This is a genomic window from Bradyrhizobium sp. WSM4874, assembly GCF_055811835.1.
Genome location: NZ_JBVVPR010000034.1, coordinates 32,697 through 45,745, shown reverse-complemented (window position 1 = coordinate 45,745; position 13,049 = coordinate 32,697). Strand labels below are relative to the sequence as shown.

The 13,049-nt window shown below is 64.6% G+C and carries 13 protein-coding genes; 5 read left to right on the top strand and 8 right to left on the bottom strand.

What is annotated here, in order from left to right:
- Nucleotides 1-44: 44 nt before the first annotated feature.
- Nucleotides 45-1,838, bottom strand: a complete 1,794-nt coding sequence (locus tag AC0L3P_RS28345) for a potassium/proton antiporter (protein ID WP_473307059.1) — start codon at nucleotides 1,836-1,838, stop codon at nucleotides 45-47.
- 211 nt (nucleotides 1,839-2,049) lie between these two features.
- Here AC0L3P_RS28345 and AC0L3P_RS28340 point away from each other — a divergent pair, with 211 nt between their 5' ends.
- From AC0L3P_RS28340 to radC, 3 genes are all read left to right on the top strand, one after another.
- On the top strand, nucleotides 2,050-3,366 hold the full coding sequence (locus tag AC0L3P_RS28340) for a mechanosensitive ion channel family protein (protein WP_275172915.1): 1,317 nt from the start codon (nucleotides 2,050-2,052) through the stop codon (nucleotides 3,364-3,366).
- A gap of 128 nt (nucleotides 3,367-3,494) precedes the next feature.
- On the top strand, nucleotides 3,495-4,313 hold the full coding sequence (map, locus tag AC0L3P_RS28335; protein ID WP_354064025.1) for a type I methionyl aminopeptidase: 819 nt from the start codon (nucleotides 3,495-3,497) through the stop codon (nucleotides 4,311-4,313).
- 99 nt (nucleotides 4,314-4,412) lie between these two features.
- A complete protein-coding gene (radC, locus tag AC0L3P_RS28330; protein ID WP_354064023.1) occupies nucleotides 4,413-5,126 on the top strand; it encodes a RadC family protein in 714 nt (237 codons plus the stop codon).
- Here radC and AC0L3P_RS28325 read toward each other — a convergent pair.
- Together AC0L3P_RS28325 and AC0L3P_RS28320 are read right to left on the bottom strand one after the other, a co-directional pair.
- Nucleotides 5,123-5,443: a glycine zipper domain-containing protein gene (locus AC0L3P_RS28325; RefSeq protein WP_354101182.1), complete on the bottom strand. Its 321-nt coding sequence runs from the start codon at nucleotides 5,441-5,443 to the stop codon at nucleotides 5,123-5,125. The genes radC and AC0L3P_RS28325 overlap by 4 nt on opposite strands.
- A gap of 164 nt (nucleotides 5,444-5,607) precedes the next feature.
- Nucleotides 5,608-5,982 carry a hypothetical protein gene (locus AC0L3P_RS28320; RefSeq protein WP_275172921.1) on the bottom strand — a complete coding sequence of 125 codons (375 nt, stop codon included), beginning with the start codon at nucleotides 5,980-5,982 and terminating at the stop codon, nucleotides 5,608-5,610.
- A gap of 254 nt (nucleotides 5,983-6,236) precedes the next feature.
- On the opposite strand from AC0L3P_RS28320, the gene AC0L3P_RS28315 reads away from it, so the two are divergent.
- The gene (locus tag AC0L3P_RS28315; protein ID WP_473307056.1) at nucleotides 6,237-7,625 is read left to right on the top strand and encodes a peptidoglycan-binding protein; all 1,389 of its coding nucleotides are present in this window, start codon (nucleotides 6,237-6,239) and stop codon (nucleotides 7,623-7,625) included.
- A gap of 66 nt (nucleotides 7,626-7,691) precedes the next feature.
- On the opposite strand, the gene AC0L3P_RS28310 is transcribed toward AC0L3P_RS28315, so the two are convergent.
- The 5 genes from AC0L3P_RS28310 to AC0L3P_RS28290 are packed head-to-tail and all read right to left on the bottom strand — an operon-like array spanning nucleotide 7,692 to nucleotide 12,036.
- Entirely contained in the window at nucleotides 7,692-8,384 is a 693-nt protein-coding gene (locus AC0L3P_RS28310; RefSeq protein WP_354206197.1) for an AprI/Inh family metalloprotease inhibitor, read from the bottom strand.
- Complete coding sequence (locus tag AC0L3P_RS28305) at nucleotides 8,384-9,373, bottom strand: 2-hydroxyacid dehydrogenase (RefSeq protein WP_275172926.1); 990 nt, start codon at nucleotides 9,371-9,373, stop codon at nucleotides 8,384-8,386. Before AC0L3P_RS28305 ends, AC0L3P_RS28310 begins: the two co-directional genes overlap by 1 nt.
- Nucleotides 9,373-10,191 carry an ABC transporter permease gene (locus AC0L3P_RS28300; RefSeq protein ID WP_473307051.1) on the bottom strand — a complete coding sequence of 273 codons (819 nt, stop codon included), beginning with the start codon at nucleotides 10,189-10,191 and terminating at the stop codon, nucleotides 9,373-9,375. The genes AC0L3P_RS28305 and AC0L3P_RS28300 overlap by 1 nt, the downstream gene beginning before the upstream one ends.
- Nucleotides 10,188-11,003 carry an ABC transporter ATP-binding protein gene (locus AC0L3P_RS28295; RefSeq protein ID WP_275172929.1) on the bottom strand — a complete coding sequence of 272 codons (816 nt, stop codon included), beginning with the start codon at nucleotides 11,001-11,003 and terminating at the stop codon, nucleotides 10,188-10,190. The genes AC0L3P_RS28300 and AC0L3P_RS28295 overlap by 4 nt, the downstream gene beginning before the upstream one ends.
- Nucleotides 11,004-11,013: 10 nt before the next feature.
- Nucleotides 11,014-12,036: an ABC transporter substrate-binding protein gene (locus tag AC0L3P_RS28290; protein ID WP_473307048.1), complete on the bottom strand. Its 1,023-nt coding sequence runs from the start codon at nucleotides 12,034-12,036 to the stop codon at nucleotides 11,014-11,016.
- 138 nt (nucleotides 12,037-12,174) lie between these two features.
- Here AC0L3P_RS28290 and AC0L3P_RS28285 point away from each other — a divergent pair, with 138 nt between their 5' ends.
- A complete protein-coding gene (locus AC0L3P_RS28285; protein WP_473307046.1) occupies nucleotides 12,175-12,981 on the top strand; it encodes a creatininase family protein in 807 nt (268 codons plus the stop codon).
- Nucleotides 12,982-13,049 lie beyond the last annotated feature (68 nt).

Below are 13,049 nucleotides of genomic sequence, written 5' to 3'. Positions count from 1 at the left end.
GTCGTTGGGTTTCGTTGCCAAACTCGACGCGGACTACGTGGGAGCTAAACCCCCGCCACCGACGTCCACAAATCCGCCAGCTTGCGCCGCAGGACCTGCCTGCGGGTCAGCGGCGCGGGCGCTTCCTCGTCTTCCGGCAGACGCAGGCCGACGACGTTGACGCGGCCGCCGGAGATGGAGCGCGCGACGAGCACGATCGGATCCAACGCAAGCTCGGCGCCCTCTTTCGGTGCGCGGTCGAGATGGACGTCGAAATAATCAGCGAGCGTGTGCCCGCTCTCGTCCTCGCTCACCTTCACGCCGTAGATCTCCGCGAGCTCGGCGAGCGTGTGATCGCCGGAAACCATGAAGTCGCCGAGTAGATGCGGATCCGGCGCCGAGCTCGGCTGCATGTCGACGAAGAAGCGGTCGAGCGATTCGGCCTTTTCCGGCGGCGCCAGCAGATAGATGTAATCGCCGGGCGCGATCGGCTCGGCTTCAATCGGCGTCAAAATGTTCTCGTTGCGGATCACCAGCGTCGGCTTCGACCAGGACGGGATCAGACCGCGGCGAAAATACAGGCTCTTGGGCCGCACCGGATAGCCGACGAGCTGCTGCTCAAGCTGGCCGGGCAGGTCCAATTCGACACGGCGCGGGCCGCGTTCGGCGCGCGGCAGCGCCACGTGCAGCTTGCGCGCGGCCGGCGCCAGGGTCCAGCCTTGCAGCAGCAGCGAGATGATGACGACGACGAAGGCGACGTCGAAATAGAGATAGGCCTTCGACAGCCCGACCAGCATCGGGATCGAGGCCAGGAAGATCGCGACCGCGCCGCGCAGGCCGGTCCAGGCGATGAAGATCCTTTCGCGCCAGTTGAAGCGGAACGGCGCCAGGCACACGAAGACGGCGATCGGCCGCGCCACCAGCATCAGGACGAATGCGATCCCGACCGCCGGCAGCACGCTGCCGCCAAGCCTGCTCGGCGAGACCAGCAGACCGAGCAGCACGAACATCACGATCTGCGCCAGCCAGGTCGCGGCGTCCAGGAAGGCCACGACCGAATTATGTGCGCGCGTCGGGCGGTTGCCGATGATGATGCCGGCGAGATAGACCGCGAGGAATCCCGAGGCATGCATGATCTGCGAGCCGCCGAAGATGACGAGCGCGGCGGTGGTGACGAACGGCGCATGGAGGCCCTGCGGCAGCGCGACCTTGTTGAGCGCGATGACGACCAGACGCCCACCGATCACGCCGACGACGGCGCCTAGCAGGGCCTCCTGGGCGAACTCCATCAGCACATGCGCGGCCGTGCCCGTTCCCAGCGAGATGTATTCAACCAGCATCAGGGTCAGGAAGATCGCGAAGGGATCGTTGGTGCCGGATTCGACCTCCAGCGTCGCGCCGACGCGCGGGCGCAGGCGCAGGCCCTGGGTATGCACCAGCAGGAACACTGCCGCCGCGTCAGTCGAGGCCACCACGGCGCCGACCAGCAGCGACTCCGTCCAGTTAAGGTCGAGCGCATATTTAGCGAACGGTGCCGTGATCAGCGCGGTCAGCAGCACGCCGACGGTCGCGAGCACCATGGAAGGCGCGAGCACGGTGCGGATGCTGGCAAAGCGGGTGCGCAAGCCGCCGTCGAACAGGATCAGTGCAAGCGCGACCGAGCCGACCAGATAGGTGGTTCGGACGTCGTCGAACTGCAGCTGTCCGGGACCGGAATCGCCCGCGAGCATGCCGATCGCGAGGAAGACGAGCAGAAGGGGCGCGCCGAAGCGCAGCGCAAGCAGGCTTGACAGGATCCCGGCCAACACCAGGACGGCGCCGAGCAATATGGCGAGGCTGACGGAGTCGAGGGAGGCCATCCACCTTCCGGGTACGAAATCGCTGGAATTGCATCCTTATCGTCGGCGGACTCCCACGCCAACCCATTTTCTCCCGCTCGCGGCAATCTGCCTGCATTTTGCGGCCTTAACGCACTTCACTTAGCGGTGTATCGGTGGTCCGGCCGGGCCCTTTGTGGGATTCTCCGGCGCGCTCGAATCAACACTTCCCACCCGCTTCCCGACGAGACCGATGGACATGGACCTCAAAGACTTCATGGAGTTCGTGGAGACCACCGCGCGCAGCGTCGGGGCCGAAATCTCCTCGCCCTGGTTCTACCTGCAATTCGGGCTCATTCTGGCCGCGGCCGGCATCGCCTATGCCGCCGAAGCCGCCGTTCGCAGCCGGATCGACATGACCTCGCTGGCGATGCGCTGGCCGCTGCCGCTCCGGCACTTCGCCCGGGTGATGGTCTCCAGCGCCTCGACGGCGGCGTTCACCCTGCTCGTGATCGTCTCGCGCGTGGTTATGTACCATGCGACCTGGCCGAGCCGCAGCTATCTCCTGATGGTCGCCGCCAAGCTGGGGTTGGCCTGGCTCGCGATCCGGCTGCTGACCTCGGTGCTGCGCAACGCCTTCATCGTCAAGCTGGTGTCGATCACGGCCTGGTTCGTCGCGGCGCTCTCGATCGTCGGCCAGCTCGATGCGACGGTCGACCTGCTCGACTCCTTCGCCATCGTGCTCGGCGGCCTGCGGCTGACGCCGCTGCTCGTGATCAAGGCCGGCGCGCTGCTGCTCATCGCGCTCTGGCTCACCAACATCGCCAGCAATTTCGCCGAGAGCCGGATCAACTCGACCACCGATCTGACGCCGTCGGTGCAGGTGCTGCTGGTCAAGATCATCCGCATCGGCCTGCTTGCGGTCGCGATCGTGATCGCGCTCGGCGCGGTCGGCATCGATCTCTCGGCGCTCGCGGTGTTCTCCGGCGCGGTCGGCGTCGGCATCGGTATCGGCCTGCAGAAGATCGTCGCCAATTTCATCTCGGGGATCATCCTGCTCGCCGACAAATCGGTGAAGCCCGGCGACCTCGTCACCATCGGCGACAACACCGGGCGGATCAGCGCGATGAAGACGCGCTATATTTCGGTCGCGGCCGGCGATGGCCGCGAATTCCTGGTGCCGAACGAGGATCTGGTGACGCAGAAGGTCGTCAACTGGACCTACACCGACAAGAACACGCTGGTGAAGATCGCCTTCGGGACCAATTACGACGCCGACCCGCGGCTGGTCTGCAAGCTCGCCGCCGAGACCGCGGCCGCGCATCCGCGCGCGCAGAAGGGCAAGCCGCCGAATTCCATCCTGACCGAGTTCGCCGAAGCCGGGATGAAGTTCTCGCTGACCTTCTGGATCGCCGACCCCGACGGCATGGACAACGTCAAGAGCGACGTGATGCTGGCGCTGTGGGATTCCTTCAAGCGCGAGGGCATCCGGGTTCCCTACCCCGTCCGCGAAATCCGCATCCGAGGCGGCGCCCTGCCGGTGGAAACCACCGTAGAAGTCCCGAATTGAGCCGGCTTTCGGGCGCATGCCCGCCAAGCTTGGCTTGCATGAAGGCTCGCGATCATTAAATTGGGGCCTTAAATCAGTCCCTTGCGCCCACCTCGATACCGGCCCCGTGCCGAGAAGACCGCATCCGCATGAGCTACGTCGAAGCTACCGATACCTCGCTCCGCAAGACCGGACAGATCAAGCTGCATGGGCCAAGCGCCTTTGCCGGCATGCGCAAGGCGGGAGCGCTGGTGGCGAAGTGCCTCGACGAGCTCACCGACATCGTCGGGCCCGGCGTTCCGACCGAGCGCATCGACCAGTTCGTCCGCGACTTCGCCTTCAGCAACAATGCCTATCCGGCGACGCTGATGTATCGCGGCTATCGCTATTCGACCTGCACCTCGCTCAACCACGTGGTCTGCCACGGCATGCCCGGCGATCGTCCGCTGAAAGAGGGCGATATCGTCAACATCGACGTCACCTTCATCGTCGACGGCTGGTACGGCGATTCCAGCCGGATGTATGCGGTCGGCCCGATCGCGCGCAAGGCCGAGCGGCTGATCGAGGTGACCTATGAGGCGATGATGCGCGGCATCGCCGCGGTGAAGCCCGGCGCCACCACCGGCGACATCGGCCACGCCATCCAGAGCTTCGTCGAGCCGCAGGCCATGAGCGTGGTGCGCGATTTCTGCGGCCATGGCCTCGGGCGCATGTTCCACGACGAGCCGAACATCATCCATGTCGGACGGCCCGGCGAGGGCGTGCAGCTCAAGCCCGGCATGTTCTTCACCATTGAGCCGATGATCAATCTCGGCAAGCCGCATGTGAAGATCCTGTCCGACGGCTGGACCGCCGTGACCCGCGACCGCTCGCTGTCGGCGCAGTTCGAGCATTCCGTCGGCGTCACCGCCACCGGCGTCGAAATCTTCACGCTGTCCGAGCGGCACGGCGAGAAGCAAATCGGGTGAGGGCGCGGCCGACCTTCGGGTCGCCGGCTGACGTGAACCGGATTTGCCGGCGCAATTGACGGTTGCAAAAACGGTTATCCGCGGCAATGCTGGCGGCCGATGCCCGCCAAGACCGACCACGACAAGAGCAAGCTCGAAGAAGCGCCGCACTATCTCGGCCATCGCGAACGGCTGCGCGAGCGCTTCTACAGCGCGGGTGCGGACGCGCTCAGCGACTACGAGCTTTTGGAGATGGCGCTGTTTCCGGCGCTGCCGCGGCGTGACACCAAGCCGCTGGCGAAGACACTGATCAAGACCTTTGGCTCGTTTGCCGAGGTCGTGCATGCGCCGGTGGCGCGCCTGCGCGAGGTTGACGGCATGGGCGAATCCGCGATCCACCAGCTCAAGCTGATCGCGGCGGCGGCGCATCGCGTCGCCAAGGGCGGGGTCAACAGCCGCAACGCGCTATCGTCCTGGAACGAGGTGATCGACTATTGCCGCACCAGCATGGCTTTCGCCGACAAGGAGCAATTCCGCCTGCTGTTCCTCGACAAGCGCAACCAGCTCATTGCCGACGAGGTGCAGCAGACCGGCACCGTCGATCACACCCCGGTCTATCCCCGCGAAGTGATCAAGCGCGCGCTGGAATTGTCCGCGACCGCGCTGATCCTGGTGCACAACCACCCCTCAGGCGATCCCTCACCCTCGCAGGCCGACATCCAGATGACCAAGGCGATCATCGACATCGCCAAGCCGCTCGGCATCGCCGTGCACGACCACATCATCGTCGGCAAGAGCGGACATGCGAGCTTGCGCGGAATGCGGCTGATCTAATAGCAATATCGCGGATCGACCGGGACATAGGAGCCGTCCCGGCGCTGCATGTAGCAGCCGCGCTGATAGGCGTAATAGCCGGAGCGGCGGCGTTCACCCTCGGAGGCGATCGCAGCGCCCGTGCCGGCACCGACGACGGCGCCGATGGCGGCGCCGCGGCCTCCGCCGATGGCGCCACCCACGATCGCTCCACCGACGCCGCCGAGGATGGCACCGCCAATTGCGTCCTGCGCCGCCGCCTCATGAGCAGGCATCGCCATCACGACTGTCAGACATGCCGCGATGGCCAAACTTCCAATGCGAAGACCTCGAAGCATGCTCGCCCTCCCCTGTGGTCAGACGAGTCATAGCGCCGCAGCCGGATTCGGACCAGAAGAATCACCACGCCGGGACGCGGCACTTCTCGCGATGGCGTTGGAGGCTCGGCTCGAAGGCGGCTCAGGCCATGTCGCGTGCGCACCGCGGGCCATCCCCATTCACCTCAAGCATCGACCCAACGCTGCACCGCCTCGGCGGTGTCGGCCGGCGTGGTGTTGAAGCAGATCGCGGCGTCGGGCGCCAGGCGGTGGACGAGGTTGAGCACCTTCTCGAACAGCAGCAGGCGCTCCTTCGGCTCGCGCAGACCCGCGCCGATCACGATGCAGTCGAAATTCTCCTCGCGCAACGCTGCCGTCACAGCGGCTTCCGCCGCGGCATCGAGATCGATCAGGCAACTCGTGACTTCGTAACCAAGATCGCGCAGGCGCAGCAACTGCGCATCGATATAGTCGCGCACGAGCTCCGGCGTGAGCTGCGGGAATGCGCTGTAATCCGCGTTGCCGGGTTCGATGCCGATCGCGAGGACGCGCGTGGTCATGCAGGGCTCCCTGGCCAGACTGCCTCGCGTCGCTAACGGAGAGCGGCCCCTCCCGGTTCCCTCGCGGGGCGGCCGCCCTGATCCCGGTCCTGCCGCTCATTTTCCCGGCGAGGTTGTAACCCACTTCACACGCGGCGCCGCGACAGCCTGCCAGACTTGCGGGAGATCACGCTGGCCTTACGCCCTGATCACGGCACCTGGTTCATTTCGACTAACGCGCAGTTGCGAAAATTCATTCATTGCGGGAGCGGAAAATGATTTCATTCGAGAGTCTGAAAAGCGAATACGAGGGTAATTGGGCCAATCTCGAGATCCGGCCTGCACGCCTCTCCGACGCGAACGCGGTCGCGCGCAAGGCCATCAACGGCAAGGCGACCTATCAGCAGATCGAACGGTTGACCGGCGTCCCCTGGTATTTCGCTGCTCTCTGCCACTACCGCGAGTCCAATTTCGATTTCGACACCTATCTCGGCAACGGCGAAACGCTTCATCGCACGACGACCATCGTTCCGAAAGGACGCGGCCCGTTTGCCACGTTCGTGGACGGCGCAGTGGACGCCTTCAGAATCCAGAATTTCATCGGCGCTCACGATTGGGGGATCGGGCGGATTCTATTCCGGCTCGAAGCCTTCAACGGCTTCGGCTATCATGCCAAGGGCTGCAATTCGCCGTATCTCTATGGCGGTTCGACGCTGTATGGCCCGCCCGAGGCAAGGGCCGGCAAATTCGTCCGCGATCATGTGTTCGATTCGAACCACGTCGATTCCCAGCTCGGCACCGCGGTGATCCTGCATGCAATGATGTCGCTGGATTCCTCGATCACCCTCGACGGCAGCCCGCAATTCGCCAGCCGCGCGGAGCCGGAGGACGACGCGGCATCGACGATCGTTCTCATGCAGCAGGCGCTCAACAAGCACGGCGCCAATCCGCCGCTCGCCGAGGACGGCATCAGCGGACCGAAGACCAGGGCTGCGGTCTCGCAGTTTCAGCAGCAGAACGGCCTGAGAGACACCGGACTTCTCGACGGCGCCACGGTCGCCACCCTCACGCGCGCGGCGCAGTCGGGCCCCACGGGATCGACCGGCGATATGTCCCGAATCATGAAGCGGCTGGAGGACGTCGCGCAATTGCTGCGGCCACCGGTCGGCGCTGCGACGCCGGCTACGACGACATCGGGCAACACGCTGCCCGCCACCACGGATCCGATCAGCCTGTTCGAGCGGCTCTTTTCCCTCGTCAACAAGACAGCCCCCATGCCAGGACCCCTCACCCCGACCAGTTCCGCCCCCGTCGATCAGTTGAAGCAGGTCGTCGATCTGCTCGGCACCTTGCTCAACAGGGACGGCAAACCCGTCCTCGGCCAGGTCAATGGCGCGCTCGGCGATACCATCGGCAAGATGCTCGACGGCAAGAAGACTGCCCTCGGCATCGGCGGCTCACTGATCACGGCGTTGCTGACTTCGGTGACGGCGAGCCCCAACGCGGGCGGTATTGCCGGACTGCTCGGGACGCTCGTGTCGGCCGTGCCGGGCCTCGGCCAGTTCGCGATGCCGATCTCCCTGGCGCTCACAGCCTGGGGCGTGCTCGGCAAGATGGAGAAGTGGGCCCAAGGCACCGCGCCGCCGCCCAGGCCGACGACGTAGTCTGCGGCCATCTTCGAGACGCCCGCCTATGGCGGGCCCTCAGGATGAGGTCGCGTTTCGCGGCGCCTACTGACGCAGCATGATCAGGGGATCGGCGGTATCGGGGACGCGCCGCCATTGCGCGTTGTCGTCGGCCTCGAACTGCCAGGCCTCGCCGGCCTTCGACAGCAGGATGATCTGGCCGCGCTCGAGCCGCCATTGCGTCGGGTTGAACTGCGCGATGGCCGCATCGCATTTCGGCTTGAGGAAGACCTGGAAATTGTCCGGCCCGGCTTCCGTGTTGGTCAGCGTCAGCCCGCAGACAGGCTGGCCGTTGCCCCGCACGATCGACCAGTCGCCGATCATCTGGTCCATCGACTTCGCCATCGAACGAGCGGCGGCGAGGTCCTGCAGAATGTAGACGCCCTCGCCTTGCCGCAGGCCCTCGAAGATGCCGGCCTCGACCTCGGTGAAATCGATCACGGCTTCACCGCTCGCATCCTGCAAGCGGACGATGTCGAGACCCCTGACGCTCCAGGCGACGATGTCCTTGGTGAAGGGCAGCGCGGCCTTGCAGGCCGGCTCCAGCTCGAGCTTGAAGCCTTGAGCAGCAGTGTCGGCCTTGAGCGTGACGACGCAGGTCTTGCTGCGCTCGGTGGTCGAGAGTTCCCACTGCCCGGGCATTTCCTTCTTCAGGGTCGTCGTATCCTGCGCCAACGCGAGGCCGATCGCGGCCAAGTAGGCCGCGACGGCGAATGCGACGACACGAAGAGCTCCCATCAGCGTCCCTTGAACGGTGTTTCCGCAACCGGCGTCAATGGCGCCTTGCCGGCGAACCAGGACTTGAGATTGTCGACCACGAGCTGATCCATCGCGTTGCGCGTCACCACCGAGGCCGAGCCGATATGCGGCAGCAGCACGACGTTCTGCATGGTCTTGAGCTCGTCCGGCACGTTCGGCTCGGCCGCGAACACGTCGAGACCTGCGGCAAGGATGGTGCCTGATTTCAGCGCCTGGACCAGCGCCGGCTCGTCGATCACCGAGCCGCGCGCGACGTTGACCAGCACACCGCGCGGGCCGAGCGCCTTCAGCACCTCGGCATTGATCATCTTGTTCGTGCTGGCGCCACCGGGCACGATCACCATCAGCGTGTCGACCGCCTTCGCCATCTCGATCAGGTCGGGGTAGTGCTTGTAGGAGACGTCCTTGGACGGATTGCGGGTGTGATAGACCACCGGCACCAGCGAGGCATCAAGCCGGCGCGCGATCGCCTGGCCGATCCGGCCCATGCCGACGATGCCGACTTTGCGATCGCGCAGCGAGCCGACGCTGAGCGGATAGTTCTGGGTCTGCCAGAGACCGGAGCGCACATAACGGTCGGCCTTGATGAACTCACGCACCGTGGAAATCAGAAGCCCCATCGCGACGTCGGCGACCTCTTCGGTCAGCACGTCGGGCGTATTGGTGACGATGATGTTGTGCTCGGCGGCGTATTTGGCGTCGACGTGGTCATAGCCGACGCCGAAGCTCGCCACCATCTCGATCTTGGGCAATTGCGACAGCGACTGCTTGTCGGCACGCACGGTGTGATAGGTCACCGCCACGCCGCGGATCTTTTCGCGAACCGCCGGCGTCAGCCGCTCGAGATCGCCCCGCGTCTCCGCCTTGTGCACGACGAAATGATCGGAAAACCCGTTCTCGAGGATCGGCCGGACCGGCCCATAAATCAGAAGGTCGATCTTTTCGGACGAAATCGAACCGGTGGTCATCAGTTGTCCTTTCCAAGCGCGCTCTCGTGCCAGCGCCGTAAAACGAGGTGGGAAACTAGCGCCAGCACCCCATAGATGACAATCCCGGCCAGCGACAACAGCAGCAGCGCTGCGAACATGCGGGGTATGTTCAAGCGGTAGCCTGATTCTGCGATCCTGTAGGCGAGCCCGGACCCGGCGCCGGCCGTTCCCGCCGCGATCTCGGCCACAACCGCGCCGATCAGCGACAGACCGCCGGCAATGCGCAGGCCGCCGAGAATGTAAGGCAGCGCCGCCGGCAGCTTGAGAAACCGCAGGGTCTGCTGCGGCGAGGCGCCATAGAGCTGGAACAGGCCTGCGAGGTTGCGATCGACCGAATTGAGCCCGAGCGTGGTGTTCGACAGCACCGGGAAAAAGGCCACGATGAAGGCACAGACCACGACCGCGGTCTGCTGCTCCAGATAGATCAGCAGCAGCGGCGCGATCGCGATGACAGGCGTGACCTGAAGCACCACGGCATAGGGGAATAGCGATGCTTCCACCCATTTGGACTGGTTGAACAGCAGCGCCAGCGCGATGCCGCCGATGCTGGCCGCGACAAAACCTTCAAGCGTGGTCAGCAGCGTCGCGGCGAGCGATTGCGACAGCACCGCCCAGTCCTTGATCAGCGTCAGGAAAATGACGGAGGGCGCTGGCAGCACGTAAGGCGGGATGTCCTTGATGCGGACCACGAGCTCCCAGGCGAGCAGGCCCGCCGCGAACACGATGACGGGCAGCACGAAGCGCAACGCGCGTTGCACGCCGGACCGCTTCGCTATGACGGTAGCTTGCGCATTCATAGCGTCGACTGCCCTGAATAGGACGGCGCCAGCGCGGCCGACACGCTCCGGCAGTAATCCGAATAGGCGGCGGAGGTACGAAACTCCTCGCCGCGCGGCTCGACCGTCTCGATGCGGATGTCGGCCTGGATGCGGCCCGGCCGCGCCGTCATGACCACCACACGCTGCGACAGATAGACGGATTCGAACACCGAATGCGTGACGAAGATGACGGTCTTGCCGAGCCTGCGCCACAACGCGAGCAAATCGTTGTTGAGGCGGAAGCGCGTGATTTCGTCGAGTGCCGCGAATGGCTCATCCATCAGGAGGATATCAGGGTCGGTGACGAGCGCGCGCGCCAGCGACACCCGCATCTTCATGCCGCCGGAGAGCTCGCGCGGGAAAGCCTCGGCGAAATCGGCAAGCCCGACGCTTGCCAGCGCCTCGTCGGCTCGCCCGCGCGATTCCGCCTTCGGAACGCCCGCCAGCTTCAGCGGCAATCGCACGTTCTCGCGCACGCTGGTCCAGGGCATCAGGGTCGGTTCCTGAAATACGAAGCCGATGCCGTGACCTGGGCGCGGTGTGCCCTCGCGACGCGCCAGCCTTACGATTCCTGACGACGGCGCGCTGAGCTCGGCGATCAGCCGCAGCGCGGTGGATTTGCCGCAACCTGACGGCCCCAGCAACGAAATGAACTCGCCTCTGCGCACCGCAAGGTCGAGCGGGCCGAGCGCCACCACGCCGTTGTCATAGGTCTTCGTCACGCCGCGCAGGCTGACAGCCAGGGCCGTCAGGCCGGTCTCGACCCCCGTCAACGTTTTGACTGATGACATCGCCCTTGCGCTACGGCTTGCTCGGGCGCAGCTCGGCGCCGACGCCCTTGTTGACGAAGCGCAGCGTATAGGATTTGCGGAAATCGAGGTCTGCCTTCACGACGCCGGCCTTCACCATCTTGTTGAAGAAGGAGGTGTAGCGCTCGTCGCTCATCGCGCCGATGCCGTTCTTCAGCGAATCGCCGGAATCGACGATGCCGTATTCCTTCATCTTAGCGACGGAATAGGCGAGCAGCTCGTCGGTCATCTCCGGATTGAGCTTCTTGATCATGGCGTTGCCCGCGGAATTGTCGCGGTAGATGTAATTATACCAGCCGACCATGGAGGCATCGACGAAGCGCTGCACCAGGTCGGGCTTCTTCTCGACCACGTCGCGGCGGCTCTCGATCAGGGTCGAATAGGTGTTGAAGCCGTAATCGGCGAGCAGCAACACGTTGGGCTTGAAGCCGGCGGCCTTCTCGACCGCGAAGGGCTCCGAAGTGACGTAACCCTGCATCGCGCTCTTGGGATTGGCGATGAAGGGCTGCGGATTGAAATTATAGGGGCGAACGTTCTTCTCGCTGAAACCGTATTCGGATTTCAGCCACTGGAAATAGCTGGTCATGCCCTCCTTGGAGACGAACAGCGTCAGCGGCTTGAGGTCCTCGATCTTGGTGACCTTGGCATCCGGCTGCGTCAGCATCACCTGCGGATCCTTCTGGAACACCGCGGCGATGGTGACGACCGGGACGTTGTTGGCGACCGCGTCGAACGACATCAGCGTGTTCGCGGCCATGAAGAAATCGATCTTGCCGGCGATCAGCAGCATCCGGTTGTTCTCGTTGGGCCCGCCGGGGACGATGGTGACGTCCAGCCCATATTTTTTGTAGGTGCCGTCGGCGACGGCCTGGAAGAAGCCGCCATGCTCGGCCTCGGCGACCCAATTGGTGCCGAACATGACCTTGTCCAGGGTTTCGGCGCGCGCGGGGGCGACCGAGACCAAAGCGGCCATCAGGCCCGCCGTTAAGGCTCGCCGCAGATGAGAAGGGCTCATGATGGGACTCCGTCGATCGCTGCTGGCCGATGTCTAATCAACGCGATAGAACCGCAAGACATTCGGGGACGCGAGCCGGCCTGGCCCGCGTCCCCTGATAACCCAAATTACGCGACAAATTCGGGCAAAGAAACCTTGATGACGCCTTCCCGCGACTGGACCGAGATCCGCTGGGCCGATGCCAGCCCCGCCGAGGTGTCGCGCTGGATCGCAGTGCTGCCGCTGGCGGCGACCGAGCAGCACGGCCCGCATCTGCCGCTCGAGACTGACGTGCTGATCGCAGACGCCTATCTGGCGCGGGTCCGCGAGCTCCTGCCCGAGAGCGCTCCGGCCACTTTCCTGCCCGTTGAACCGATCGGGATTTCCACCGAGCATATCGACTATCCGGGCACGCAGACGCTGCCGACTGAAATCGCGTTGAAAAATTGGACCGCGATTGGCGAAGACGTCGCGCGTCGCGGATTGAAGAAGCTCGTCATCATCACCAGCCATGGCGGCAACAGCGCGGCGATGATGCTGATCGCGCAGGATCTTCGCGCATATCAGAAGCTGTTCGTGGTGACGACGTCGTGGTCGCGGCTGTCGGGGGCGGACAGCCTGTTCCCAGCCGACGAAGTGCGCCACGGCATTCATGGCGGCGCGGTCGAGACCTCGATCATGCTGGCGCGCTATCCCGAGCAGGTGCGCGTTGATGCGATCGCGGATTTTCCCGCGAGCAGCGTTGCGATGGAGCAGCAATATCGCTGGCTGTCGACACAGCGTCCCGCACCGTTCGCCTGGCAGGCGCAGGATCTCAACCCAAGCGGTGCTGTGGGCAATGCGACGCTGGCCGTCGCCGCGAAAGGCGAGCAGCTGATCGACCAGGGCGCCCGCGCCTTTTGCGAGCTGCTTGCCGAAGTTGATAACTTCGCCGTGAACAGGCTCGCCAAAGGCCCGCTCGGCTAGCGTCTATCCTCCTGGAATCATTCGGGAAAGATCCAGACTCGACCTCCGCTTTCGCCGGTTTCGAACCG